This is a genomic window from Thermophilibacter sp., from assembly GCF_966187215.1.
This window is the reverse complement of sequence record NZ_CBIFYV010000101.1, coordinates 1-24,876: the sequence shown is the minus strand read 5'-3', so window position 1 is coordinate 24,876 and position 24,876 is coordinate 1. Positions and strand designations below refer to the sequence as shown.

Sequence of the window (24,876 nt, the reverse complement as noted above, 5' to 3'; positions counted from 1 at the left end):
CTTCCCCCTCCCCCCAGATTCTTTGCGAGGCAGATGTCGCATGAAGGGAGTGGCTCCCTCCTGTCTCGCGCTTGGGGCCTTCTTACGCGGTGATTTTACATGCCCGGAGCATGTGTACATACTCGAAGCGACTGTACACGAATTGCGACGTTTACGCAGCTCAGTTCATTCGGGTATGTACAGTTGCTCCGGGTATGTACAGTGGGACAGTGGGGCGAGAAGCCCTACAGGTCGCGGGCGGCGGGGTAGCCGTAGGCTCCCTCGGCCTGTCGGGCGCCGTCGGCGATCGCGCGGCCAAGCGCGCGCACGGCCAGGGCGCCCACCACGTCCACGGGGGCGTCCACCGCGCCCGTGGCCATCACGAAGACGGTGTCGCCGTCGTTGGTGGTGTGCGTGGGAACGATCGCGTGCGCGTAGGCGTCGGCGGCCATCTGGGCGACCTTGGTGGCCTGGGCCTTGGTGAGCCGCGCGTTGGTGACCACGCACGAGATCGTGGTGTTGGTGCGCTCGAGCGGCATCTGGGCGTAGCCGCCGAGCAGGGCCTCCTCGCTGCTGGCGAGGCCGCGGCCGTCCTCGGTGCGCACGCCGGCGATCGCCTCGCCGGTGTCGGGGTCGCGCACGTCGCCGCAGGCGTTCACGGCCGAGACGGCGCCGCAGACGAGCTCCCCGGCGCGCTCGACGTCCTCGCCGAGGCCCGACTTCATCGCGCGCCCGGGGCCGGCGAGCTTGCCCACGGTGCAGCCGCAGCCCGCGCCCACGTTGCCGCGCGCGAGCGGCTCGCCGGCGCGCTCGAAGGCCGCGGCGCACGCGGCGCGACCCTCCTCGGCGCCCGGTCGCACGCGCGCGTCTCCGCAGGCAAGGTCGAACAGGCACGCCCCCGAGACGATGGGCACCTTGGCCACGCCCACGTCGAGGCCCACGTCGCGGCGCTCGAGCTCCTCGGCCACCCCGCACGAGGCGGCCAGCCCGTAGGCGCTGCCGCCCGAGAGCACCACGGCGTGCAGCACGTCCACGGTCTCCTCGGGTCGCAGCAGGTCGGTCTCGCGCGTGGCCGGGGCACCGCCGCGCACGTCCACGCCGCCGGTCGCGCCGGCTGGACAGACGATGACGGTGCAGCCGGTGCCGGCCTCGGCCAGCGTGGCGTGCCCGGCCAGGATGCCGGGGATCTGCGTGACGCTCGCGGGCGCCGCAGCGCCGCTCTTCTCGCTAGGCAAGGGGTCCTCCCATCCGTATGGAGCGCGCGACGAGGTCGTCCCCGCCCGCGCCCAGCAGCTCCGACAGCTCGCGCACCAGGCGCGCCACGGGAAGCCCGACCACGTTCTCGTAGTCGCCGCGGATGCCGCGCACGAGCATGCGCCCGGCGCCCTGGATGCCGTACGCGCCGGCCTTGTCGGCGGGCTCGCCGCTCGCCACGTAAGCCTCCATCTGGGCGTCGGTGAGCTCCCAGAACGTGACGTCGGTGGTCTCCACGAAGCTCCGCCGCGCGCCCGTGGGAGCCACCAGGCACACGCCGGTCGAGACGTGGTGCGCGCGGCCCGAGAGCGCGCGCAGCATGCGCGCGGCGTCCGCGACGTCGGCGGGCTTGCCGAGCACCGCGCCGTCGTCGGTCCACACGATGGTGTCGGCCGCCACCACCGGCTCGCCGTCGGACACGCTGCCGAGTCGGTCGGCCACGGCGGCGGCCTTCTCGCATGCCAGTCGCTCGACCAGCGCCACGGGCTTCTCGCCCGCGCGACGCGTCTCATCGATGCTCGCCGGCACCACCGTCAGCTCGAAGCCCGCCGCCTCGAGCAGCTCGCGGCGGCGCGGCGACTGCGACGCAAGTATCACGGGTGCCCCCTCTCCATACAAAAAGACGGGAGCCGTGAGCGGCTCCCGCCATGTGTACGCGCTCGTGCGACGTCTACTCGACCGTAATGGCGGAGACGGGGCAGTTGTCGGCCGCCTCCTGGGCGCTATCCTCGACCTCCTCCGGCACGTCCTCCTCGATGGCGACGGCGACGCCGTCGTCGGAGATGGAGAAGACGTCCGGGCAGGTGCCCTCGCAGAGCCCGCAGCCGATGCAATCCTCGTTGACCGTAGCCTTCATGTTGGTTCCTCTCTCTTGCCTGGACCCCCTGCCCAGGTTTCCTCCCTTTTGTACCCGTTTGTCGCCGCGCGCGCAACCGTCTCGGGCGTATAGCCCAAAAAGACGAGCCAACGGTCGTGAGCTGGGCGTTATTCCTAGCCCGGACGTGGGATTTGAACAGCCGGCGAGAGGTGCGCGCCGCCGCGGGCCCGCCGCCTACGTGCGCTCGAGCAGCGTCACGGTCTCCACGTGGAAGGTCTGCGGGAAGAGGTCCATCGGCGTCACGCGCGAGGGCGAGAAGGTCCCGGCCTCGTCGAAGCGGGCGAGGTCGCGCGCGAGGGTGGCGGGGTCGCAGCTCACGTAGGCGATCGCGCGCGCCGGCTGCTCGGAGAGGCGGCGCACCACGTCGGGGGAGAGCCCCGCGCGCGGCGGGTCCACCACGATCACGTCGGCGTCGGTGTCGGGGAACTCGCGCCCGGCGTCGCCGCCCACGGCGTCCACGTTGTCGAGCCCGGCGGCGGTCAGGTTGCGCCGCAGGTCGCGCACGGCCGGCCCGTAGGACTCGACGGCCGAGACGAGCCCGGCGCGCCGCGCGAGCGGCAGCGTGAAGGTGCCGGCGCCGCAGTAGAGGTCCATCGCCTCCTCGTGGGGCTCAGGGCGCAGCGCGTCCAGCACGAGCTCCACGAGCTTCTCGGCGCCCGCGGTGTTGACCTGGAAGAACGACGGAGCCGAGACGCGCATGCGCTCCTCGCCCACGCGCTCGCCCCACGAGCCCGCGCCCGAGAGGCACTCGACGCCGGCGATGCGGCGCGCCTTGGCCGGCCCCTTCTGCATCACGCGCACCACCGAGGTGGGGGAGAGCGCGTCGGTGAGCACCTTGGCCGCCTGCGCGCGCGGGAAGGGGCCGGGGTGGTCCCAGAGGGCCACCTCGACCTCGCGCGTGCGCGAGGAGGCGCGGACGCCCACGCGCTCGAGCGTGAGGCCGTGGCTGCCGGCGAGGTAGCCGAGCGCACCGGAGACGGCCCTCACGGCCTTGGCGAAGCGCTTGTCGAGAAGGGCGCACGACTTGACGCGCACGACGCCGTCCCCGCCGGCCGCGTGCATGCCGAGCGCCACACGGCCGCCCTCGCGCGCCACGGCGAGCTCGACCTTGTTGCGGTAGCCCCAGGGCGCCGACGGGCTCTCGAGCGGCGCGACGAGCGCCTCGGCGCGCTCGGCCCCCATGCCCCCGATGCGGGCGAGGGCGTCCACCACGCCGGCGCGCTTGGCGCGGGCCTGCGCGGGATAGGAGAGCGCGGCCCAGGGGCAGCCGCCGCAGAGTGCGGCGTAGGGGCAGCCGGGCGCCACGCGGTCGGGCGAGGCGTCGAGAAGCTCCGTGGCGCGCGCGTGGTCCCAGCGCTCGCCGGCGCGGTCCACCACGGCGCGCACGCGGTCGCCCGCCACGGCGCCCGAGACGAAGACGGTCTTGCCGTCGGCGTCGCGCGCCACCGCGTCGGGGCCGTAGGACATGCGCTCGCAGGTGAGCTCGAGCTCTCGCGGCTCGGGCGCGGCGGCCATCAGCGGGAGCCCCCGAAGAGCGTGCGGAACGCGGCGCCGAAGAGCGAGAGCGCCCGCGAGACGCGCCCGCGCCCGGGCTCGGCGACGGCAGCCGCCGCGGGCTCGGTCGTGCGCGTCTCCTCGGCGGGAGCGGCCTCCGGGGCGCCCGTGATCAGCTCCTCGCTCGCCGAACCCACCTCGAGCGCGCCCTCGTCCTCGGGGACGGGCCCCTCCACAGGCGCGAGCGAGGGGGCCGCGTCGGGCTCGGGCGCCACCCGGTCCGCCTTTGCCGCGCGGGCGCGCTCGTCGGCGGCCTCGCGGGCGCGACGGTAGGCCTCGCGCAGCAGCACCTCCTGGCTGTTGACGCGCGGCTCGCCCTCGGCGACCTCTACGCGCGCCCACGTGCCCTCGGGCGTGAGCTGGCGCGCCTTGACGTTGTCAGAGAGCTGCAGACGCACGAAGTCGCGCACGATCTGCGAGCATGCCGGGTCGCGCACCGGGAAGGCGATCTCCACGCGACGCTCGGTGTTTCTCGTCATCATGTCGGCGGACGAGAGGTAGATCGTGTCGGCGTACTCGCCAAAGGCGTAGATGCGCGCGTGCTCGAGGAAGCGGCCGGCGATCTGGCGCACCACCAGGTTATCGGTCTTGCCGGGCACGCCCGCCTTGATGCAGCAGATGCCGCGGACGATCATGATGACCTTCACGCCGGCCTCACAGGCCTCGGAGATCTTGTCGATGACGTCGCGGTCGGTGAGCGAGTTCATCTTCATGAAGACGCGCGCCGGCTCGCCCTGGCGGGCGCGGGCGATCTCGCGCTCGATGCCGCGCATGACGAGCGGCTTGAGCCCCACCGGCGCCACGCCGAGGTGGCGGTAGCTGCCGCGGAGGTTGCCGAGCGAGAGGTTGCGGAAGAAGGTGTTGCCGTCCGCGCCGATGCCGTCGTCGGCGGTGAGCAGCATGAAGTCGGAGTACAGCCGTGCGGTCTTCTCGTTGAAGTTGCCGGTGCCGAGGCAGGTCACGCGGCTGATGCCATCCCGGTCGTGGTAGGTGATCTGGCAGATCTTGGAGTGGCACTTGAAGCCCTCCGCGCCGTAGATCACCGTGCAGCCAGCGTCCTCGAGCCGCTCGGCCCAGGCGATGTTGTTGGCCTCGTCGAAGCGCGCGCGCAGCTCCATGAGCACGGTCACGTCTTTGCCGGCCTCGGCGGCGCTGATGAGGCTCTCGCAGAGGTGCGAGCTCTTGGCCACGCGGTAGAGCGTGATCTTGATCGAGATGCAGGCGTCGTCACCGGAGGCCTCGCGCACCAGGCGCAGAAGCGGCGTCATCGACTCGTAGGGGTAGGTGAGCAGGACGTCGTGGTCCTCCACCTGCGGCCGCATGGGCCGCGAGAGGTCCACCATCGGCGAGACCTGAGGCTCGAACGGCGGGAACACGCACGCCGCGTGCTCGTGGTCGGGGATGTGGCTCTCCAGGCCGTAGACGTAGGAGAGGTCGATCGGCCGCTCCAGGCGGAAGACCCGGCGCGGCTCGAGGTCCAGCTCGCCCTCAATCATGCCCTCGAGCTGCTTGCCGAGCTTGCCGCGGATCTCGAGGCGCACCGGCTGCAGGCGCTGGCGGAGCTTGAGGACCTTCTTCATGTGCTGGCGGTAGTCCTCCTCCTCCTCGACGCCCTCGCCGTCCGGGTCGATGTCGGCGTTGCGCGTGACGCGGATGACGGCCGAGCGCTTGGGTACGTAGTCGCCGAAGCACTGGTCGAGGCAGGTCTGCAGGACGTCCTCGAGCAGGGTGTAGCGCCAGGACTTGCCCGCGGAGGGAAGCGCGACCACGCGCGCCTCCGCGGCGGGCACCTCGATGAGGCCGAGAAGCCCGGTCTCGCCGTTGCCGTCGAGCGAACAGGCCACGAAGAGCCGGCCGTTGCGCAGGTTGGGGAACGGGTGGCGCGGGTCCACGATGAGCGGGGAGATGATCGGGGCGAGGCGGCGGTCGAAGTGGCGCGCCACGGCCACGCGGTCAGCCTCGCTGTAGTCCGCGGGCGAGACGCGCTCGAGCCCGCGCTCGGCGAGCAGGCGCTCCACCTCGGCGAGCCCGCGCTCGTGGCGCTCGACGAGCGGCGGCAGCGCCTCGAAGATCGCGTCGAGCTGCTCGGCGGGGGTCATGTTGGACTTGTTGTCCTTGGGCTGGTTCTTGAGCGAGGCGAGGTCAGAGAGGCCGCCCACGCGGATCATGAACCACTCGTCGAGGTTTGACTCCACGATCTCGCAGAACTTGAGGCGCTCGAAGACCGGCACCTCGGGGTCGTAGGCCTCGTCGAGGATGCGGTCGTCGAAGCGAAGCCAGCTGATCTCGCGGTTCTGGGTGTACGAGAAGTCGCGCTTGGCCTTCTTGCCGGCCTTGGCCTCGCCCTTGTCGCGCTCGCCCTTGGCGGGTCGCTCCGTCTTGACGGGCTTCTCGCCCTTCTCGGCGCGCTCGGCCCTGTCGGCGTCCTTGCCCATGTGTTCAGCTCCCTGCGTTGACGGTTCACAGTCTCTGTCGATGATAGCAGCCGGGCGGGCGGCCGCCGCGTGCACCACGTCAGGGTTCTGCAAGCGTCGGCGTGCGGGCTCTGCGCTACAATCGGGCTTTCACCGCCGGTCGAGGGGAGAGTGCCATGTCCGTTTCGCTTTCCGGGCGCAGCTTCCTCAAGCTGCTCGACTTCACGCCCGAGGAGATCCGCTACCTGATCGACCTCTCGGCCGATCTCAAGGCCAAGAAGCGCGCCCACGAGCCGCACCGCTACCTCGAGGGCAAGAACGTGGCGCTGATCTTCGAGAAGACCTCCACGCGCACGCGCTGCGCCTTCGAGGTGGGCGCGGCCGACCTCGGCATGCACGCGGTCTACCTGGACCCGAGCGCCTCGCAGATCGGCAAGAAGGAGTCCATCGCCGACACGGCGCGCGTGCTCGGGCGCATGTTCGACGGCATCGAGTACCGCGGGTTCGGCCAGGAGCGCGTGGAGGAACTCGCCGCCTACGCGGGCGTGCCGGTGTGGAACGGCCTCACCACCGAGTTCCACCCCACGCAGATGATCGCCGACGTCCTCACGATGGAGGAGGAGTTCGGCCGGGACGGCATGCGCGGCCGCAAGCTCACCTTCATGGGCGACGCGGGCAACAACGTGGGCAACTCGCTCATGGTGGTCTGTGCCAAGCTGGGGATCGACTTCTGCGCGTGCGGGCCCGCCGAGCAGATGCCGGACGCCGCGCTCGTCGAGACGTGCCGCGAGGTGGCGGCCGGGACGGGCGCCACGATCACGCTGACGCCCGACGTCGAGGAGGGCGCGGCCGGCGCGAGCGTCATCTACACCGACATCTGGGTCTCGATGGGGGAGAGCGCGGACCTCTGGGGCGAGCGCATCCGGCTGCTCGCGCCGTACCAGGTCAACGCTGCGCTCATGGAGCGGGCGGCCGACGACGCGATCTTCATGCACTGCCTGCCGAGCTTCCACGACCGCAAGACCACGATCGGCGAGGAGGTCTACCAGAAGTTCGGTCTGGCCGAGCTCGAGGTGACCGACGAGGTCTTCGAGGGCCCGCGTAGCCGCGTCTTCGACGAGGCCGAGAACCGCCTGCACTCGATCAAGGCGGTCATGCTGGCCACGTTGCGGTAGGCCGTCCGGGGCGCCGGAGGCTTGGTCCCGGCGCTCAGACAGTCCTCGCCGCAAAGGGCGCGGCTGCGGAACTCGCGGCGGGACCAAGCCTCCGGCGCGTGCGAGTCATCCTGACGCCCCGTTCCCACGGCACGTTTTTCGCTGAGCATGTCGAAAATCGCCAAAACGGGGCTTCTCGGCGCCCGTTCTGGCGATTCTCGACATGCTCAAGCTTTCTGAAGGCGTCTGGTTGACGCTAGTACACCATCCCCATGGCCTCACGGACCTCGTCGAGGGTCGCGGCGGCGATCTCGCGGGCGCGGCGGTTGCCCTCGTGGATGACGTCGGCCACGTAGCCCAGGTCCTTCTCGATGTCCGCGCGCCTCTCGCGGATGGGCGCGAAGTAGCCGTTCACGGCCTCGGTGACGTACTTCTTGAGCTGTCCGGCGCCGCCCATGCCGATCTCGTCGGCAATCTCCTTGGGGTCGCGGCCGGTGCAGATGGAGGCGGTGGTGAGAAGCCCCGAGATCTCGGGACGGTTCTCGGGGTCGAACGTGATCATGCGCTCGGAGTCGCTCTTGGACTTCTTGATGAGCTTGGCCGTCTCCTCGGCGCTCATGGATATCGAGATCGCGTTGCCGTAGGACTTGCTCATCTTGCGGCCGTCCAGCCCGGGGAGCAGCGGCGTGGAGGTGAGAAGCCCCACCGGCTCGGGGAAGACGCGCCCGTAGCGCTCGTTGAAGCGGCGGGCGATCTTGTCGGTGATCTCGATGTGGGGGAGCTGGTCGCGGCCCACGGGCACGACGTTGCCCTTGCAGAACAGGATGTCGCAGGCCTGGTGCACGGGGTAGGTGAGCAGAAGACCGGTGAGCGCGTGGCCCGAGGCCTCCTGCTCGGCCTTGACGGTGGGGTTGCGCTCCATCTCGGCCTCGGTCACGAGCGAGAGGAACGGCAGCATGAGCTGGTTGAGCTCGGGCACCGCCGAGTGCGTGAAGATCATCGTCTTGGCCGGGTCGATCCCGCAGGCCAGGTAGTCGATGACCATGTTGTAGACGTTGTCCCTGATGTGCTCGGTGGTGTCGCGGTCGGTGATGACCTGGTAGTCGGCGATGATGATGTTGGTGCGCACGCCCATGTCCTGCATCCGGACGCGGTCGATGAGCGTGCCGAAGTAGTGACCCAGGTGCAGGCGGCCGGTGGGACGGTCGCCGCTGAGCATCGTGTACTTCTCGGGGTGGTCCGCCAGGTCGGCGTGGACCTCGTTGCTGCGGCGAAGCGCCGCCTCGTAGCTACCCTCGTTGGGCATGGTGCCTCCGTATCGCTCGCGCGCCGCCCGGGCGGCGCAAACTCAACGCGCATTATGGTACGGCAACCGGCGGGTTACGTGCCCGGGACGCCCGTCATTCTCTGCTAGGATAAACCGACCGGCCGAGAAGACGAGAGGGGGGCGCGTGGCAAGCTCACAGGGCACCGATGCCGACAAGAGCTCGCTGAGGAGCAACTATCTCTCCGCGCGCGCCACCATTCCCGCTCGGTTACGACGCGCCTCGGACGAGGCCATCCGCGCGCGCCTGTGCACGCTGCCGGTCTTCGTTGCGGCGCCCGTGGTGCTCACGTACGTCTCGGTGGGAGCCGAGGTCGACACGCGCGCGCTGATCGAGGGGCTTCTCGCCGAGGGGCGGCGCGTGGCCGTGCCGCTGACCCACCCCGCTGCGCACGAGATGAGCTTCCACGAGATCCGCTCGCTCGACGAGCTGCGCCCCGGCGCGCACCGCATCCCCGAGCCCCCGGCCGACGCCCCGGCGCTCGCGGTGTCGGACATGGTGAGGTCCGTCTGCTTGGTGCCGGGCCTGGTCTTTGACGGCGCGGGTCACCGCGTGGGGTACGGCGGCGGATACTACGACCGCTTCCTGCCGTTCTATCCCGGCTGGAAGGTCGGGCTCGCCCGCACCACGCAGCTGAGCTCCAACCCGCTGCCCGTGGGTCCGCACGACGTGCCGGTCGACTATATCGTGACCGAGGGCGTCAGCTGGAGCTGCTGGTAGGCGCGCAACCGTCGCCGCGTGGGAGGGGGCTTGATGAGGGTTCGGCCGAGGCACGGGGTGGTCTTGCTGGCGGTCAACCTCGTCGTGTGCGTGCTCGCGATCTGGGCGCTCGGGACGGACCCGCCCCCCGATTTGACAGGCTACGCGATGGCCATCATGTGGGCCCTACTGCCCCTGGTCTCGATTGCGACCAGCTCGCTTGCGGGTCGTTGGCGGGTATGGGAACGCCGCACGTGGCTCTTTGCCATCGCAACCGCGGCGATGGCCGCCCTCGTCGCCCCGCTCGCCTTTGGGTGGACCCGCTCGACGGGCCTTGGTGCGGGTTCGACCGTGAGCGCGAGCGACATTGCCTTCGTGTTGCTCACCTTCTGCATCCACGCGCTCTTCTCGTTCATCGGGCTCGGGCTTGGCGCACTTGCGCGGCGCGTTGCGCGGATGGGGGAGGATGACCGGTCGTAGGTCGCGCGGCGATGCTGACGCCTCATGTCGTCTTTCTCGCGGATTAACCCGCAAAAAATGATTTCATAATCATATATTTGCTGGATTAAGGTTTGTGAATGTCAGGTTTTGCGGGTTAATGGGTGAGAAGCTCGGCGGCGCGGCGGGCGAGAAGGGCGACCCGTCGGGAACGGGCCCGCGTTACCCCAGGCCGATGTGCGCGGCGAGGTCGCGAATCGCGGTGCGGTAGCCCTCGATGCCCTGGCCGCTCACGGTCTCGAAGCACGCCGCGCGGATGTAGGACACCTGGCGGAAGTCCTCGCGCTCGTCGAGCTTGGAGATGTGCACCTCGACCATCGGCAGCCCCACGGCCTTGGCGGCGTCGAGCAGGGCGATGGAGGTGTGCGTGTAGGCGCCCGGGTTGATGACGATGCCGTCGTAGCTGCCGTAGGCGTCCTGGATGGCGTCGATGAGGTCGCCCTCGTGGTTGGACTGGAAGCAGGTGCACTCGGCGAAGCCGGCCTCGTCGGCCGCGTCGTGGCAGAGCTGCAGCATGGACTGGTAGGTGTCGTGCCCGTAGATGTCGGGCTCGCGGATGCCGAGCATGTTGATGTTGGGGCCGTTGATCACGAGCACGCGCGCGGGGCGCGCCTCGTCGGCGGGCGCGTCCTCGTCGTCGATGTCCTCGAGCAGGCTCGCGAGGTCGTCGATCTCGTCGGGGTCGTCCGCTGCGGCGCTGTCCTCGTCCCGCTGGGAGATGGCCGCGTCGCGCAGCGCGTTGGGCGTGATGTGCACCTTGATGGGGCCCGCGGCGCCCTCGTGTGCCACGTCTCCGATCGCGAGGTCAGCGGAGTCGATGCCGGTGAGCGTGACGAGCTCGTCGTGCACGCCCTCGACCTTCCCCGGGCCAAAGACGACCTCGAAGCCGTTGGCACCGCGCCGCACGAAGCCGAGCACGCCGCGGGCGCAGGAGAGCTGCTCGGTGTTCACGAGCGAGGGGTCCTCGGTGACGATTCTGAGGCGGGTCATGCAGATGTCGTTGGCGGTGACGTTGTTACGGCCACCCACGGCGGCGAGCACCTCTTCGGCGATCTGCCTTCTGTCCACGTCGCGATCCCCTCTCGTCATCGAATCGCGAGTCGGAGCCCCCGTTCCCCGTCTCTCTCCTCACAACCCGTTAACCTGAGGGAAGAGTATAGGGCCACGGCCGCTCGCGGGCGCCCGCGCCGCCGAACGGCACCGCGGGCGGCGGTTCACGGACGGGTCAGAGGCCGAGAAGCCCCGCGAGCGCCGCGGCGTCCGACTCGGGCGAGCCCGTGCAGCGCAGCGTGACGTCGGCCCAGGCGCGGTAGCGGCCCATGCGCTCCGCGGCCAGGCGCTCCACGCCGCGGTCCTGCGAGACGGGTCGGCCGGCGTCGCTCAGCTCCTCGAGCGGGCGGTCGAGCAGGACGATGCGGCCGTTCTGGTGGAGCGCGTCGTAGTTCTCGGCGCGCTCGACCACGCCCCCGCCGCAGGCGACGATCAGGCCCGAGCGGGCCCCGAGGCGCGCGGTGACGTCGCTCTCGACCGCGCGGAACGCCTCCTCGCCGTCCTCGCGGATGATCTGCGCCGCGCTGCGCCCGCGCTCGGCGCGGATCGTCTCGTCCACGTCGGCGAAGGGGCGCCCCAGCCTGCGTGCGAGCGCGCGGCCGCAGCTGGTCTTGCCCGCGCCCGGCATGCCGATGAGCACGACGTTCTCCGTTCGCGCGCGCAGCTCGCCCTCGATCCTCTCGACCAGCGCGTCGTCGAGCGCCCGCCCCTGGAAGAGCTCGCTCGAGAAGCGCGCCTGGGCCACGAGCATGGCAAGGCCGCTCTCGAAGGGCAGCCCCAGGCGCTCCGCGACCAGGCAGATCCCGGTGCGCGCGGGGTTGTAGACCACGTCGAGCACGCCGCGCAGGCCGCCCAGCGCCGCCAGCTCCCCGTCGTCGAGGGGAGAGGCGGGGCAGTTGGGGTACATCCCCACGGGCGTGGTGTTGACGAGAAGCGCCGCGTCCGGATGGCGCGCGGCGAGCCCGTCATAGGTCTCCGGGCCGCGGCGCGACACCACGACGACGCGCGCGCCGACCCCCTCGAGCGCGGCGACCACGGCCTGGGCGGCGCCGCCCGACCCCAGGACGAGCGTCTCGCGGCCCGCGAGCGCCCCGCGTGCGTCCCCGCCGAGCTCGCGGCGGCAGAACCGCTCGAGCATCCAGGCGAAGCCGAGCACGTCGGTGTTCTCGGCAAAGATCGTGCCGTCGGAGCGGCGCACGAGCGTGTTGGCCACGCCGAGCCGCTCCACGCGCTCGCTGCGCTCGTCGGCGAGCTCGGCGGCCTCGCGCTTGTAGGGGATCGTCACGTTGAGCCCGCTCCACGCGCCGTCCCGCACGAAGGGGCGCACCTCGTCGGGCGCGAGGTCGTGCAGCTCGTAGGGCGCCGAGCCCAGCCGCTCGTGGATCTGCGGCGACCAGCTGTGGCCGAGCGGGTGCCCCACCAGGCCGAACGGCGCCGTCGTGGCCGCGCCCCTCTCGCCGTCCGCCACGTCAGATCACCTCCGCGTAGCTGCCGAGGTAGCGGCACTCCTGGCAGAGCCCGCCGATCGAGGCCATGAGCGCGGTGAACTCGGGCGCAGCGACGGGGCACTCGAGGTCGAAGTAGAACATGAACTCGAAGTCGCGCTCGGGGATCGGGCGGCTCTCGAGCTTGAGCAGGTTGATGTCGAGCGCGTAGAACTTCGCGAGCAGCTTGTAGAGCGAGCCGGGCTCGTGGGGCAGCACGACCATGAGCGAGGTGCGGTCGGCCCCGGGGAAGATCTGCGGCTTGGCCGCGATGCAGGCGAAGCGCGTGTAGTTGTTGTCGCGATCCTGGACGCAGGACGAGAGCACGTCGAGCCCGTAGAGGCCGGCGCAGGGCAGCGACGAGAGCGCCGCCACGTCCGGGCGGTCGGACTCGGCGACGCGCTTGGCGGCGACCGCCGTGTTCTCGCAGACGTGGACGCGCACGTCCGGCAGGCCCGAGAGGTACTCGGCGCACTGGTTGATGGCCTGCTGGTGGCTGTAGACGTCGCGCACGTCGGCGAGGGTGGTGCCGGGCTTGGCGAGCAGGTTGTGGTCAACCTTGACGCGCGTGGTGCGCACCACGTAGCAGGAGTGCTCCATCAGCAGGTCGAAGACCTGGTTGACCGAGCCCGCGGTGGAGTTCTCGATCGGCAGCACGCCGTAGCGCGCGAGCCCCTGCCCGACGCAGCGGAAGACCGCGTCGAAGGTCGGCGCGAACGTGATGTTGGGCCGGCGGAACAGGCGCTCGGCCGCGAGCTGCGAGTAGGCGCCCTCCACGCCCTGGCAGGCCACGTGGGCCGAGCGCGGGAAGAGCTCGGGGGTGCGCGCGCGTGCCTCGCGGATGAGGCGCAGCGTGGCGTCGTCCGCGTCGTCGCCGAGAAGGGCGTGCTGGCGGGCGCGCGACGCCTCCATGAGCAGCTCCATCAGCACCTGGGCGTAGGTGGCGAGGTCCTCGGGGACCCGGCGCTCGGCGTCGGCGACCTTGGCGCGCTCGCGCGTGGGGTCGAAGACGCGCAGGCCGTGCTCGCGCTTGTACGCCGCCACGCCGCTCGAGACCTCCGCCCGCTCCGTGAACAGCCGGAAGATCTCCGAGTCGATCCTGTCTATCTCCTGCCTCAGCTCCCCGAGCTCCGCCATCTGCTTCCTCCTGTCGCTCGCGGCCCGCGGGGCCGCTCGTTGCCTCTCGTCCGGGTGTCGCGCCCGGTTACGTACACACCCGCCGGTTACGTACACTCCGCCCGGGCGCGAATTTAGTTCAAACCCGCATATCACCAGCTCAGAGGCTTGCCGAGAAGCCCATCAGAGTTCGTACAGTGTACGTAACCCTCTCGAGTGTACGCAACCGGGAGCAAGCGCACGTGAAACGTTGCTGGGGGCTGGCGAGAAGGTCCGCCGCGAGTTCCGCAGCCGTGCGCCCTCTGCGCGGCGAGGACTGTCCGAGCGCCGGACCTTCTCGCCAGCCCTACGGCGCCCCTACGCCTCGGGCGGCCAGGCGAGGAGGGCGTCGGCCACGGCGAGGGCGACGACGGCCTCCACCACGGGGACGGCGCGCAGCACGGCCGTGGTGTCGTGGCGCCCGTGCACCTTGAGGCGCGCCGGCTCCATCGTCGTGAGGTCCACCGAGTCCTGCTCGACCATCACGCTCGAGATCGGCTTGACCGCGCAGCGCACGAGCAGCGGAGCTCCGGTGGTGATGCCGCCGAGGATGCCGCCGGCGTTGTTGGTTGTGGGCACGCAGGCGCCGTCGCGGACCTCGTAGGGGTCGTTGTTCTGGGTGCCGCTCATCCGCGCCACCCCGAAGCCTCGCCCGAACTCAACGCCCTTGACCGCGGGCACGCCGAACAGCGCCCGGGCGATCACGTTCTCCATGCCGTCGAACATGGGCGAGCCCACGCCGGCCGGCAGGCCCGTGCAGGCGCACTCGACGACGCCGCCCACGGTGTCCTTGCGGGCGCGGGCGTCCATGACGGCGGCGACCATGCGCTCGCCGGCCGCCTCGTCAATCACGGGCACGCGCCGGCCGTCGGCGAGCGCGTCCATCTGGCGCCCGAGCTCGGCGTTGGCCTCGGGCGAGTTGTCGAGCGCCGCGAGCGGCTCGTCGGTCACGCCCGCGAGCTCGGCAGCGTGGGCGGCCACGCGGACGCCGCGCCCGGCGAGCCACTGCAGGGCGAGCCCGCCCGCCACGCACAGCGGTCCCGTGAGGCGTCCCGAGAAGTGCCCGCCGCCGGGGACGTCCTGCGCGCCGTGCCACTTGGCCCAGGCCGTGAAGTCGGCGTGGCCGGGGCGCGGGACCGCGAGCAGGTTGCTGTAGTCCTCCGAGCGCGTGTTGGTGTTCTCGATGATCGCGCAGAGCGGGGCTCCGCACGTCTCGCCGCGCGGGTTGAGGCCGCTCACGATGCGGGGCTCGTCGGGCTCGCGCCGGGGGGTGGACCAGGGGTCGCGGCCCGGGGCCCTTCTCGCCACGAAGGCGGCGAGGGCCTCGGCGTCGACCCGCATGCCGGCGGGGAGACCCTCCACGACGCAGCCGACGGCGGGGGAGTGGGACTGGCCGAACACGGTGACGCGCAGGGCGGTTCCGAGGGTAGAGGGCATCAGTCCTCCTTTCTGACGGAGCCGCCGAGCGCGGCGCAGTCCTCGAAGAACGCGGGGTAGGACTTGCTTACGCACTCGGCGCCGACGATGGTGACGGGGGAGGCGCAGCGGCAGGCGAGCACGGCGGCCATCATGGCGATGCGGTGGTCGCCCGCGGCGTCCACGGTGCCGCCGGCGAGCTCGCTCACGCCCTCGATGTCGAGCCCGTCGTCGACCACCGTCGCGTGCCCGCCGAGCGCGTTGATCGCGGCCGAGATGGTCTCGAGGCGGTCGGACTCCTTGAGGCGGAGCCGCTCCGCCCCGCGGATGCGCGTGACGCCCTCGGCGAGGGCGGCCACGGCGGCGAGTGGGGGCACGAGGTCGGGGCAGCTCGCCACCGAGAGGTCGTGCGCGCGCAGGTGGTCGGGCGCGCAGGCGGCCCCCTCCGGGCTGCGCAGGACGCGGGCGCCGAGAAGCGCGAGGGCGGCGAGGACCTGGCGGTCGCCCTGGGCGCTGCCGAGGTCGAGCCCGCTCACGGCCACGCCGTCGCCGGCGAGCGCGCCGGCTGCGAGCCAGAACGCGGCGCCCGACCAGTCGCCTCCCACGCTGACGGTCCCGGGTGAGGTCAGGCCGCGCGGCGCCGAGGCCACGAACGAGCGGGCGGGCGCGCCGACGGCGGCGCGGGCGGCGGACTCGGACACCTCGACGCCGAAGCTCGCGAGCGCGCGGACGGTGATGTCGATGTAGGGGCGCGACTCGATGGGCTCGCGCACGAGCACCTCGACGGGTCCCCCCATGAGCGGCGCGGCCATGAGCAGGCCGCTTACGTACTGCGACGAGACGTCTCCGGGCAGCGCGTAGCGGCCCGCGCGCGCCCGGCCTCCCACGACGAGCGGCATGACGCCCTGCGGGGACAGCTCGGCTCCGTGCGCCTGGAGCTGCTCGTAGAGCGGCGAGAGGGGCCGCTGGGGGAGCCGCCCGTGTCCGGTGAGGCGCGCCCCGCAGCCGAGCGCGGCGGCCACGGGCAAAAGGAAGCGCAGCGTCGAGCCGGACTCCCCGCAGTCGAGCAGCGCGTCCCGCCTTCCCTCGGGACGGTTGTCCGACGCCGAGGTGCCCGGGACCGGCACCACGCGGAAGCCCCGGCGCGTGCGGGCCACGCGCGCGCCGAGCGCCTCGAGGCAACCGATCGTGGCGTCGATGTCGTCCGAGGTCGAGGTGCAGTCGATGTCGGTCGTGCCGGGGGCGAGCGCCGCGCAGATCAGCAGGCGGTGGGCCTCCGACTTTGACGAAGGCGCGCGCACCTCGCCGGTGAGCGGGCCGGGCTGTACGGTGACGTTCAATGGTGCTCCAGGTGGTCGTGACTTCCTTGCGCGTCTATGCTACCGCGCGCACGCGACAAACGGTGTCGAGGATGCGGGTGACGGGCGCGTCGGGGCCGCATCCGACCCGGCCGGCGCGCCGCCCCTCTCGCCCCGCGCTCGATTCGGTCCCTCTCCCGCTCCGGGCACCTCTGGCGGGCCATTAACACGCAAAAACTGACAAGCGCGTAATTCTTTCCTGCAAATATATGGTTATGAAATCATATTTTGCGGGTTATCGAGCAGAGCGATGGGGCGGCCTAGCGACCCAGCTCGATGAGCTCGCGCAGCTCGTCAAAGCTGACGCGGCGCACCTCGCAGCGCCCGACCTCGGCGGGGACCACCACGTTCACGCCGTCCCCGCGCCGCTTCTTGTCGTGCGTCGCGTAGCGCATGAGCTCGTCGGTGGCCACGTCGGAGCCGGTGGGGAGGCCGTGGGCGGCCACGCAGGCGACGATCCGCTCGGCTGTCTCCGCGCTGCACCAGCCGCGCCGGGCGGACGCGCGCGCCATCATGCAGAGCCCGGCCGCGACGCATGAGCCGTGCCCGAGCGAGAAGTCGCTCGCGGCCTCGATGGCGTGCCCGATCGTGTGACCCAGGTTGAGCGTCTGGCGCACGCCGCTCTCGCGCTCGTCGGCGTCCACGACGTCGCGCTTGATGGCCACGTTGCGCGCCACCACGTCAACGAGGCGGCCCTCGTCGGCCTGGGAGCGCGTGAGGGGACGCCCGGTCAGCTCGTCCAGCATCGCGGGGTCGGCGAGCACGGCGTGCTTGACGACCTCGCCGCACGAGTCGCGGAACAGGCCCTCGTCGACGGTCGAGAGGCAGCGCACGTCGGCGACCACGGCGGCGGGCTGCCAGAAGGCGCCCGCGAGGTTCTTGCCGGCCGCGAGGTCCACGGCGGTCTTGCCGCCCACGGATGAGTCGACCATGGCGAGAAGGGACGTCGGGACCTGCACGACCGGGCACCCGCGCAGGTAGAGCGCCGCGGCGAGCCCCGCGACGTCGCCCGTGACGCCGCCGCCCAGCGCCACGACCACGTCGGAGCGGGTGAGCTCCCGGTCGGCGAGCCCCTCGAGCAGCCCGCCCAGGGTGCCCAGGTTCTTGTGGCGCTCTCCGGCGGCAAAGACCAGCCGCTCGGCCACGTCGTAGCCGGCGGCGGCCAGGGAGGCCTCGGCCGCGTCGGCGTAGAGCGGCGCCACGTTCGTCTCGCTGATGACGCAGCAGCGCGCCCCGCCCGCGGTCTCGCGCGCGACCGAGCCGAGCTCGCCCAGCGCGCCGGCCCCCACGTGGACGTCATAGGACGCCGACGCGGCGCTCACGTGCACGATGCGGTCCTCGCTCATCGTCCCTCGACCTCCCGCTTGATTCGGTCTCCCTCGGTGAGAAGGGCCTCGAGCCGCTCGGCGTCGCCGGCGTCGAGGGCGTCCTTGTACGCCCGGAGGTTGTCGATGATGCAGCCGAGCTCCTCGGAGAGGTGGTCGGCGTTGTCCAGGAACAGCTCCGTCCACATGGGCGCGTTCAGGCGCGCCACGCGGGTGAGGTCCTTGTAGCTGCCCGCCGAGAAGCCCTTGTGCTCGCGCGCGGTGGGGCTCTTCACGTAGGCGTTGGAGACCACGTGCGCGAGCTGGGAGGTGAACGCGATGATGCGGTCATGCTCGTCGGCGGTGGCGAGCGTGAAGCTGCCGAACTGGCAGGGCTCGAGCAGGCGCTTGAGGCGCTCGAGGACCTCGGCGCGCGCGAAGTCGTCCATCTCGGGCGGCACCACGACCATCGGCGCGCCCTTGAACATCGTGGCGCGCGAGTGCGCGAAGCCGGAGAACTGCGTGCCCGCCATGGGGTGGCAGCCCACGAAGGTGAAGGGCCGGCCGGCGCAGATCTCCTCGCATCGCTCGCAGATCACCCGCTTGACGCCTACCGTGTCGATCACGATGGCGCCCGGCGAGACGAGCGCGGCGTGCGCCTCGAGCCACTCGATCGTGGAGGCGGGGTAGCCCGCCAGGATGACGAGCTCGCAGGTGGGGATCGTGGTCTCGTCGAGCTCGCCGGTCACGGTCTCGATCATGGCCAGCTCGAGCGTGGAGCGCGTGCGGTTGCAGGCGAAGACCTCGACGCCCGCCGCGGCGAAGGCGCGCGCGAACGAGCCGCCCATGAGCCCGAGGCTCACCACGCCCACGCGCCCGGGCACATAGGTGGCGCCCGTCGTGTCCGCGGCCCCGGCCGCGCCGCCCCTCTCGCCGGCCATCACGCCTCCTCGACGTCGGCGCAGACCGCGTCGCGGATGAGCGCGATGCGGCGCATGGCGTCGGCGAACTGGTCTGGCGTGAGCGCCTGCGCGCCGTCCGACCAGGCGCGGCTCGGGCAGTCGTGGACCTCGACCTCGAGGGCGTCCGCCCCGGCGGCCACGGCGGCGTAGGCGGCCGGCCGCACGTAGCGGGTGTAGCCGGTGGAGTGGCTGGGGTCGGCGACCACGGGCAGGTGAGTGAGGTGGTGGAGCACCGGGATCGCGTTGACGTCAAAGGTGTTTCTCGTGCGCGTCTCGAAGGTGCGGATGCCGCGCTCGCAGAGCATGACGTTGGGGTTGCCCTCGCTCATCACGTACTCCGCGCCCATGAGCAGCTCGTCGATGGTCTCGGACATGCCGCGCTTGAGCAGCACCGGCCGGCCCGCGCGCCCCACCTCGCGCAGGAGGGGGAAGTTCTGAGCGTTGCGTGCGCCGATCTGCAGCGCGTCCACGCCCTTCTCGACGAACATCTCCACGTCGCGCGGGTCCATGACCTCGGTCACCACGGGCATGCCGAGCTCGCCGCCCACCTCCATGAGCAGGTCGAGGCCGCGCTCGCCCATGCCCTGGCTCGTGTAGGGGGAGGTGCGGGGCTTGTAGGCGCCGCCGCGCAGCATCGTGGCGCCCGAGGCGCGCACGGCCCGGGCGATCGTGCGGAGGTTCTCGCCCTCCACCGAGCACGGGCCGGCGATGACCTGGAAGTGGCCGCCGCCCACGAGCACGCCGTGGCCGCAGTCGACGACGGTGTCCTTGGGGTGGAACTTGCGGTTGGCGAGCTTGTAGGGCTCCGAGACGCGCTGGACGCGCTCGACGATGTCCATGCTCTCCAGCAGGAAGGGGTCGATGCGCGTGGTGTCGCCGATGATGCCGACGAGGGTCTCGTTGTCGCCCTGCGAGACGTTGGTCTTGAAGCCGCGGTCCTCGATCCAGCGGACCAGGTGGTCCAGCTGGTCGGTGGTTGCGCTGTCCTTGACGACTGCGATCATGGAATCTCCTGGGTGCTCTGGGGTGTCGCGATACAGAAAAGCCCATGGTACCACGCGCGGGTGCGTCCCTCGTCGGCCAACGACGCCCGCGATCGGCCTCGTGTCCACAAAAACGGCATCTGTGTTTCCGCGGCCCACAAATCATGTATCTGTGTGCCGGCATCGCCCGAACGGTCGGCGAGAAGGACGTCCGCGCGCGGGAGTGCCGTCAAAACCGCAGGATTCGGGCCCTTCTCGCCCGTCGCGGCCCGGTTCCGGCACACAGATGCCCCTTTTGTGGGCCGTCAAAACACAGATGGGCCATCTGTGTACCACGTGGGCGCGGACGCGCCCCCGGCCCGCACGGTCGGAGGGGGGCGGCGAGAAGCCCGGCGCGCAACGGTATACTCGACGTGACCTAGGACGGCGTCGAGGGGAGGCCGAGCGTGGGCGAGGAGACGCCGAGCTCGTATCTGTTCGCGGACCTCAAGGACTTCGGCGGCATCAGCAACCGCGACCTCGCGCACATCGTGCTGAGCGACCGCCGCGTGGCGGGCGGCCTGGCGCCGCGCGACCGCGTGGGCGAGCGGACGTTCCTCTCGCGCGAGGTGGTGCACGCCCGCCCGCGCCGGCTGCCCGAGTCGATGTTCGCGCCGTTTCCCGCCTCGGCGCGCGCCGTGTGCGAGCGCCTGGTCGCCAGGCTCGGGCCCGGCGCCCCGGCCGCGATCGAGCGCCACGTGGCCGACGAGGCCGCTCCCGGGTTCCGCGCGTGCCTGCGCGCCTGGGGCGAGAGCGACGCCCTCTACGCCAACGCGCTCGCCCGCGTGCGGGCGATGTCCGTCGCCAGCGGGCGCGGGCGGGCCGTGGCCCTGCTCGTGCTGTACCTGGCGACCGGCTGTCTGGGCGACCCGGCGCGCGCCGTCCAAATCGTCGAGCGCTTCGCGGCGGAGTCGCTCGGCAGCGCCCTGCGCACGCGCCCGGCCGACGTCGGCGCGCCCTCGGCCGGGCAGCGGCCCGACCAGGTTGTGCTCGCGCTGGCCCGCGTGACGGAGGGCCGCATCGCGGGCGGCATCCACCCGCTGCGCGCCGACGCCGTCGGCACCGTGATCGGCTCGCTCGCGCCCGACCCCGGCGCCATCGTCGACGTGGCCCCCGACGTCTCGGGCCGCCACCTCAGGATCTGGCGCGAGGGCGGCCGCTGGTTCGTGGAGGGGCTCGGCTCGACCTTCGGCACCACGCTGGTCCCCGGCGACGGCGGCCCCGAGCGCGTGGTGGAGCCGCCGAGCGCCCGGCGTGGCCCCTCGTGGGCGGCCGCCCCGGTGGAGGTCCTGCCCGGCGACACGCTGCGGCTCGCCGCGAGCACGGAGTTCCTGGTGCTGGAGGTGGCCGGGTAGCGCCCGCGCCCCTACGCGAGGTCCCCGAAGGACACCTCCGAGAAGGACGCGGGCACGACCCACGCCCCCGTCTGGTCCACGAACCCGCAGAGCCCGCTGCCGGCGTCGCGCGCCGGCGCCAGACCGTCCGCGAGGTTTCCGAGCCGCGAGAAGCGCGGGCTCACCGACCAGGCGCCGGAGGGGGCGAGAAGCCCCCACAGCCCGCTCTCGTGGTCGAGCGCCGGCGCGAGGCCGCCCGAGAAGTCGCCGGCCGCGTCGAGCGCGTAGTCCACGGTGACGGAGCCCGTCTCGCTGACGTAGCCCCAGCGCTCGGTCGAGCCGCGCATCACGGCGGCGAGGCCCTCCGAGAAGCGCCGCGCCGCGCTCCAGGTGCCGTCGAGCGCCGCCGTCCCGTCGGCTCGGACGAAGCCCCAGGACGAGGGCGTCGGCGCCGCGGCCACGACCCCGTCCTCGGAGGGGTCTCCGATGCCGGCGTACGCGGGCCCCAGCCGCCAGGCGCCGGACGCGTCCACCAGGCCCCAGGGCCGCTCGTCGTCCGCGGCGCCGCCGTCGGCGGCCCGGGCGGCGGCGAGCCCCGCGCACGGGACGCCCAGCTCGGCGAAGGCAGGATCGGCGGCCCAGGCGCCCGTCTCGTCCACGAGTCCCCAGAGCCCCGTCGAGGCGTCTCGCGCCGGTGCCACCCCGCCGCGGAACGCCCCGGCGCCCAGGAAGGACGGCCGGACCGCCCACGAGCCGTCGGGCGCGAGGTAGCCCCAGCGCCCGGTGGCCGCGTCGCAGGCGGCGAGAAGCCCCTCGGAGAGCGGCCCGGGCGCGGAGGGGAGGCTCGGCCCCACGGCCCAGGCGCCCGTCTCGTCCACCAGTCCCCAGAGACCCGTCGAGGCGTCGCGGGCGGCGAGTCGCATCGAGCCGGTGGCGTGGGCCGTCGCGCCGTCGCGCTCGCCTGCCGCGTCATCGGTCCCGGCGTCCCCGCCGGCGGCGTCACCGGCGAGAAGGGCGGCGAGGCGGCTCGCCCCGTACGCCGCGCCGGCGCACGCGGCGACGCCGGCGACCGTCGCGCCCGCCACGATCAGCGCGCGCCGCGTGACGGAGCGGCGGGGGCGCGCCGGGGCCTCCGCCCGGGCGTCCCGGGCCGGCACGGGCGCCTGCACGGGGGCCCGGCCCGAGCCGGCCTGGGCGGCGGCGGGTGTCGCGGCCGGGGCGCCCGCGCGCCCGTCGAGCCAGTCGGCGAGGCGGGCCCTCAGCTCGTCGGCGCCGACGCGGTCGGCCTGGCGCGGCCGGATGCCGGCGAGGATCGCGCCCACGAGCGGCGCGTCGGCCGCGCTCCTGAGCCGGGGCGGCTGGGGCGGGCGGTCGCGCTTCACGAGGTAGGGGGCCACGCTCGGCCGCGCCGCGACCTCGTAGGGGGTGCGCTCGGCGTAGAGCCAGAAGAGCACGCTGCACAGGGCGTAGACGTCGATCGAGGGCGAGGTGCGCAGTGCCTCCACGCCAAAGACGTCGCGCGTCAGCATCTCGGGCGGCGCCCACTCGGGCGTGCCGTTGCGCCAGACGTTGGTGCGCATCGTGAACGCCCCCGCGCCGCCCGCGTCCAGGAGCTCCGAGCTCCCGAAGTCGATGAGGCACACGTCAAAGCGCCCACTTTCGGCCTGCTCCGCCACGTCGCGGTCGCGGGTCCGGAGCATGATGTTGCGCGGCGAGAGGTCCCGGTGGACGAAGCGACGATCGAGGTGCGCCGCGGCGGCGAGGACGTTGAGCACGGCCACGCCAATCCGCGCGACCGTGCGGGCCGGCACGCGCGCCCCCGCGGCGTCCCGCTCGCTCGCGAGCCGGGGGAGCGCGTCCTCGAGCGTGACGCCCGCGACCCACTCCATCAGGATCGCGGGCTGCCCGTCGATGGCTCCGTAGCCGTAGACCTCCGGGAAGCCGCGGAGCCGGGAGACGGCGAGCTGGGTCGCGTACTCCTCGCGGAAGGCCGCCGCGCGCCCCTCCTCGGCGCGCGCGTCGCCGGCCGGGGAGGGGTGCAGCCGCTTGAGCGCGAACTGCTCGCCCCGGGCGTTTCTCGCGCGGCACACGTAGCCCGTCCCCCCGGAGAGGTCGCCGCCGCCCTGCTCGACCAGCAGGGTCATGAAGCGCCTGAGCGTCGCCGGGCGCGTCTCGGGCGTCACCGCCACGGCCGGCTCGAACGAGTCGAACGTGACCACGGCAACGCCGCCGGTCTCGCGCGCGTGTCCGTCTGTCGCAGCCTGCATGTCTCCTCCCTGTGGGAAGGGTACCATTACGGGCGTGCGCGCCCCGCACGCCGCGCCTGCCGCGATGCCCGTAAGCGCGGCCGCCCATGCGAGAGGAGAGACTCATGAACTGCCCCAACTGCGGCTCGTCGCTCAAGGACGACGCCCGGTTCTGTCCCGTCTGCGGCGCCCCCATCGTCGGGGGTCCGGACGCCCCGGACGCGTCCCGGACGATGCGCGCCGCCGTGCCGGAGCGGGGCGCCGACGAGCCTCCTACCAAGGAGCAGGCCAAGGAGAGCCTCAGGCGCGCCCGCGCCGCCTACGCCGACGCCCGGCGCGCGGCGGGCAAGTCCTATGCCCCGCGCGTCGTCGCCGGTGTCCTCGCGGCGGCCGTGGTGGCGGGGGCCGCGGGCGGCGGCGTGTGGTACGTCATGGACCAGCGCGTCTCCGAGGCCAACGCCCGCGCCGACGAGCTCCAGGCCCAGGTGGACGATCTGCGGGGCCAGCTCGACGCCCTCTCGGCCGCCCAGCAGGCGCCCGTCGCCACCACCGGCCCCGATGCCGTGGCGGACGATGCCTCGGGCGAGGCCGCGGCCGAGCCCACGCTCGACGACGCCCAGTCGCTCGTCGGCACCTGGACCGGCGCGCTCTCCGAGACGAGCGGGACCGCCCACTGCTACGGCGCCTCCGAGACCCCGCTCGAGGTGACGATCAAGAGCGTCAACTCGACCACCGGGCAGATGACCCTCGACGTGAGCGTCCTGTTCCACGGGCACGGAGATCTGACCACGGATGCCGAGAAGACCGACGGCGACCGGGTCGTCACCTTTGAGGACTTGACGACAACGTACTCCGAGAGCGGATTCACGGTCCGCGGCGACATCGAGGGGTCCGACGACTACGTCAGCATCTCCTTTGAGCCCCAGCAGTTCAGCTATGGCGTTCGTCTGAAGGCCGTGGCTGAGAGCCGTCACTATGACCAGCACCTCGGCGACTCCACGGACGACACCTACACCCTCGAGAAGTCCTGATCGCTCATGTTGCGCAACGTTTTCTCCCCTGGGCCGGGTACGGTTGGCCTGACAGGGAGGAGACGTTCGAAGGAGTAGGTCATGTTCTGCCCGAAGTGCGGTAACCAGGTTTCCGACGACGCCCAGTTCTGCGGCAAGTGCGGGTATAGGTTCCCGGGTGGCGAGAAGGGCGTAGGCGCGCCCGGTCGCGCCCCGGCGCCCGCGGCCCTCGCGAACGCGCCCCGGGGCCTCGCCCCGACCGTGGCGGGCGGCGTCGCCCTGCTCACGAGCCTCCTGCCGTGGGTCGACCTCTCCACGATCCACGCGAGCTTCATGGGCATGACGCGCGACCTGCAGAACGGGTACCTGATGGGCCTCGTTGACCCCAGCTACTCGCTCTGGGGCCTGACGCAGCTCGGCGGGCGCATGGACGCGCTCCTGGGAACGAGGGGCGGCCTCCCGTACCAGGTGTTCTTCGGCCTGTTCTTCGCCGCCTTCCTCGTGTGCGCGGCCCTCGTCGTCATCGGCGCGGTCCGCAGGATGACGGGCGGCAAGAAGGGGCTGCTCAACGTGGGGCTCGTCCTGACGACGCTGTTCTGCGCGGTGTTCTTCCTCCTCTTTGTGACCACGGGGATCGGCGGCAACGTCCCGGTCATCGCGCTCTGCGCCGCCGCGTCCGTCGCGGGCATCGTCCTGAACCTCAGGACCGCGTAGGGAGCAGCTCGATCTAGGCGGGGGGGGAGCTAGGGAGGGGCGCTCCCCCCACGGGGGCGAGCCCCAG

21 protein-coding genes are annotated in these 24,876 nt (G+C 72.2%); 6 read left to right on the top strand and 15 right to left on the bottom strand.

Translation table 11 applies throughout. The features are described from left to right. Positions 1 to 224 precede the first annotated feature (224 nt). The 5 genes from ACWTSU_RS08210 to ppk1 all read right to left on the bottom strand — a co-directional run bounded on the left by ACWTSU_RS08210 (position 225) and on the right by ppk1 (position 6,099). Positions 225 to 1,214 (bottom strand): P1 family peptidase, encoded by a 990-nt coding sequence (locus ACWTSU_RS08210; protein WP_455139594.1) that lies wholly within the window; start codon positions 1,212 to 1,214, stop codon positions 225 to 227. Continuing rightward, positions 1,207 to 1,830, bottom strand: coding sequence for a Maf family protein (locus ACWTSU_RS08205; protein WP_455139592.1), 624 nt, complete (start codon positions 1,828 to 1,830; stop codon positions 1,207 to 1,209). Before ACWTSU_RS08205 ends, ACWTSU_RS08210 begins: the two co-directional genes overlap by 8 nt. A gap of 73 nt (positions 1,831 to 1,903) precedes the next feature. Beyond that, a complete protein-coding gene (locus ACWTSU_RS08200) occupies positions 1,904 to 2,089 on the bottom strand; it encodes a ferredoxin (protein ID WP_455136169.1) in 186 nt (61 codons plus the stop codon). A 195-nt stretch (positions 2,090 to 2,284) separates the two neighbouring features. Continuing rightward, positions 2,285 to 3,625: a 23S rRNA (uracil(1939)-C(5))-methyltransferase RlmD gene (gene rlmD / locus ACWTSU_RS08195; protein WP_455139590.1), complete on the bottom strand. Its 1,341-nt coding sequence runs from the start codon at positions 3,623 to 3,625 to the stop codon at positions 2,285 to 2,287. Further along, complete coding sequence (gene ppk1 / locus ACWTSU_RS08190; protein WP_455139588.1) at positions 3,625 to 6,099, bottom strand: polyphosphate kinase 1; 2,475 nt, start codon at positions 6,097 to 6,099, stop codon at positions 3,625 to 3,627. Before ppk1 ends, rlmD begins: the two co-directional genes overlap by 1 nt. A gap of 155 nt (positions 6,100 to 6,254) precedes the next feature. Here ppk1 and argF point away from each other — a divergent pair, with 155 nt between their 5' ends. After that, entirely contained in the window at positions 6,255 to 7,253 is a 999-nt protein-coding gene (gene argF, locus ACWTSU_RS08185; protein WP_455139586.1) for an ornithine carbamoyltransferase, read from the top strand. A 235-nt stretch (positions 7,254 to 7,488) separates the two neighbouring features. On the opposite strand, the gene trpS is transcribed toward argF, so the two are convergent. Further along, entirely contained in the window at positions 7,489 to 8,538 is a 1,050-nt protein-coding gene (gene trpS / locus ACWTSU_RS08180; protein ID WP_455139584.1) for a tryptophan--tRNA ligase, read from the bottom strand. 145 nt (positions 8,539 to 8,683) lie between these two features. Here trpS and ACWTSU_RS08175 point away from each other — a divergent pair, with 145 nt between their 5' ends. After that, positions 8,684 to 9,277, top strand: a complete 594-nt coding sequence (locus tag ACWTSU_RS08175; RefSeq protein WP_455139582.1) for a 5-formyltetrahydrofolate cyclo-ligase — start codon at positions 8,684 to 8,686, stop codon at positions 9,275 to 9,277. A 63-nt stretch (positions 9,278 to 9,340) separates the two neighbouring features. Beyond that, positions 9,341 to 9,736, top strand: coding sequence for a hypothetical protein (locus ACWTSU_RS08170; protein ID WP_455139580.1), 396 nt, complete (start codon positions 9,341 to 9,343; stop codon positions 9,734 to 9,736). Between the two features lie 180 nt (positions 9,737 to 9,916). Here the strand turns inward: ACWTSU_RS08170 and ACWTSU_RS08165 are convergent, their stop codons facing one another. From ACWTSU_RS08165 to aroF, 8 genes are all read right to left on the bottom strand, one after another. Next, entirely contained in the window at positions 9,917 to 10,822 is a 906-nt protein-coding gene (locus ACWTSU_RS08165; RefSeq protein WP_455139578.1) for a type II 3-dehydroquinate dehydratase, read from the bottom strand. 157 nt (positions 10,823 to 10,979) lie between these two features. Next, positions 10,980 to 12,272: a shikimate kinase gene (locus ACWTSU_RS08160; protein ID WP_455139577.1), complete on the bottom strand. Its 1,293-nt coding sequence runs from the start codon at positions 12,270 to 12,272 to the stop codon at positions 10,980 to 10,982. A 1-nt stretch (position 12,273) separates the two neighbouring features. Continuing rightward, a complete protein-coding gene (locus ACWTSU_RS08155; protein WP_455139576.1) occupies positions 12,274 to 13,425 on the bottom strand; it encodes a bifunctional chorismate mutase/prephenate dehydratase in 1,152 nt (383 codons plus the stop codon). 336 nt (positions 13,426 to 13,761) lie between these two features. Next, positions 13,762 to 14,880: a chorismate synthase gene (gene aroC, locus ACWTSU_RS08150; RefSeq protein WP_455139574.1), complete on the bottom strand. Its 1,119-nt coding sequence runs from the start codon at positions 14,878 to 14,880 to the stop codon at positions 13,762 to 13,764. Continuing rightward, a complete protein-coding gene (gene aroA, locus ACWTSU_RS08145) occupies positions 14,880 to 16,199 on the bottom strand; it encodes a 3-phosphoshikimate 1-carboxyvinyltransferase (protein WP_455139572.1) in 1,320 nt (439 codons plus the stop codon). Before aroA ends, aroC begins: the two co-directional genes overlap by 1 nt. 278 nt (positions 16,200 to 16,477) lie before the next feature. Then, entirely contained in the window at positions 16,478 to 17,563 is a 1,086-nt protein-coding gene (aroB, locus tag ACWTSU_RS08140; protein WP_455139570.1) for a 3-dehydroquinate synthase, read from the bottom strand. Further along, the gene (locus ACWTSU_RS08135) at positions 17,560 to 18,462 is read right to left on the bottom strand and encodes a prephenate dehydrogenase (RefSeq protein WP_455139568.1); all 903 of its coding nucleotides are present in this window, start codon (positions 18,460 to 18,462) and stop codon (positions 17,560 to 17,562) included. Before ACWTSU_RS08135 ends, aroB begins: the two co-directional genes overlap by 4 nt. Further along, complete coding sequence (gene aroF, locus ACWTSU_RS08130) at positions 18,462 to 19,487, bottom strand: 3-deoxy-7-phosphoheptulonate synthase (RefSeq protein ID WP_455139566.1); 1,026 nt, start codon at positions 19,485 to 19,487, stop codon at positions 18,462 to 18,464. The genes ACWTSU_RS08135 and aroF overlap by 1 nt, the downstream gene beginning before the upstream one ends. 425 nt (positions 19,488 to 19,912) lie before the next feature. Here aroF and ACWTSU_RS08125 point away from each other — a divergent pair, with 425 nt between their 5' ends. After that, a complete protein-coding gene (locus ACWTSU_RS08125; RefSeq protein ID WP_455139564.1) occupies positions 19,913 to 20,860 on the top strand; it encodes an FHA domain-containing protein in 948 nt (315 codons plus the stop codon). Between the two features lie 11 nt (positions 20,861 to 20,871). Here ACWTSU_RS08125 and ACWTSU_RS08120 read toward each other — a convergent pair whose 3' ends face one another. Continuing rightward, entirely contained in the window at positions 20,872 to 23,106 is a 2,235-nt protein-coding gene (locus ACWTSU_RS08120) for a WG repeat-containing protein (protein WP_455139562.1), read from the bottom strand. Positions 23,107 to 23,210: 104 nt separating this feature from the next. On the opposite strand from ACWTSU_RS08120, the gene ACWTSU_RS08115 reads away from it, so the two are divergent. After that, entirely contained in the window at positions 23,211 to 24,116 is a 906-nt protein-coding gene (locus ACWTSU_RS08115; RefSeq protein WP_455139560.1) for a zinc-ribbon domain-containing protein, read from the top strand. Positions 24,117 to 24,197: 81 nt separating this feature from the next. Then, entirely contained in the window at positions 24,198 to 24,809 is a 612-nt protein-coding gene (locus ACWTSU_RS08110) for a zinc ribbon domain-containing protein (RefSeq protein ID WP_455139558.1), read from the top strand. Positions 24,810 to 24,876: the final 67 nt, after the last annotated feature.

What these genes read in the sequence shown, in the direction of transcription:
- aroC (WP_455139574.1), bottom strand. Translation starts at nt 14,880, where the DNA reads ATGCCCTCTACCCTCGGAACCGCCCTGCGCGTCACCGTGTTCGGCCAG.
- rlmD (WP_455139590.1), bottom strand. Translation starts at nt 3,625, where the DNA reads ATGGCCGCCGCGCCCGAGCCGCGAGAGCTCGAGCTCACCTGCGAGCGC.
- ACWTSU_RS08135 (WP_455139568.1), bottom strand. Translation starts at nt 18,462, where the DNA reads ATGGCCGGCGAGAGGGGCGGCGCGGCCGGGGCCGCGGACACGACGGGC.
- ACWTSU_RS08120 (WP_455139562.1), bottom strand. Translation starts at nt 23,106, where the DNA reads ATGCAGGCTGCGACAGACGGACACGCGCGCGAGACCGGCGGCGTTGCC.
- aroF (WP_455139566.1), bottom strand. Translation starts at nt 19,487, where the DNA reads ATGATCGCAGTCGTCAAGGACAGCGCAACCACCGACCAGCTGGACCAC.
- ACWTSU_RS08115 (WP_455139560.1), top strand. Translation starts at nt 23,211, where the DNA reads ATGAACTGCCCCAACTGCGGCTCGTCGCTCAAGGACGACGCCCGGTTC.
- ACWTSU_RS08155 (WP_455139576.1), bottom strand. Translation starts at nt 13,425, where the DNA reads ATGGCGGAGCTCGGGGAGCTGAGGCAGGAGATAGACAGGATCGACTCG.
- argF (WP_455139586.1), top strand. Translation starts at nt 6,255, where the DNA reads ATGTCCGTTTCGCTTTCCGGGCGCAGCTTCCTCAAGCTGCTCGACTTC.
- ACWTSU_RS08110 (WP_455139558.1), top strand. Translation starts at nt 24,198, where the DNA reads ATGTTCTGCCCGAAGTGCGGTAACCAGGTTTCCGACGACGCCCAGTTC.
- aroB (WP_455139570.1), bottom strand. Translation starts at nt 17,563, where the DNA reads ATGAGCGAGGACCGCATCGTGCACGTGAGCGCCGCGTCGGCGTCCTAT.
- ACWTSU_RS08200 (WP_455136169.1), bottom strand. Translation starts at nt 2,089, where the DNA reads ATGAAGGCTACGGTCAACGAGGATTGCATCGGCTGCGGGCTCTGCGAG.
- trpS (WP_455139584.1), bottom strand. Translation starts at nt 8,538, where the DNA reads ATGCCCAACGAGGGTAGCTACGAGGCGGCGCTTCGCCGCAGCAACGAG.
- ppk1 (WP_455139588.1), bottom strand. Translation starts at nt 6,099, where the DNA reads ATGGGCAAGGACGCCGACAGGGCCGAGCGCGCCGAGAAGGGCGAGAAG.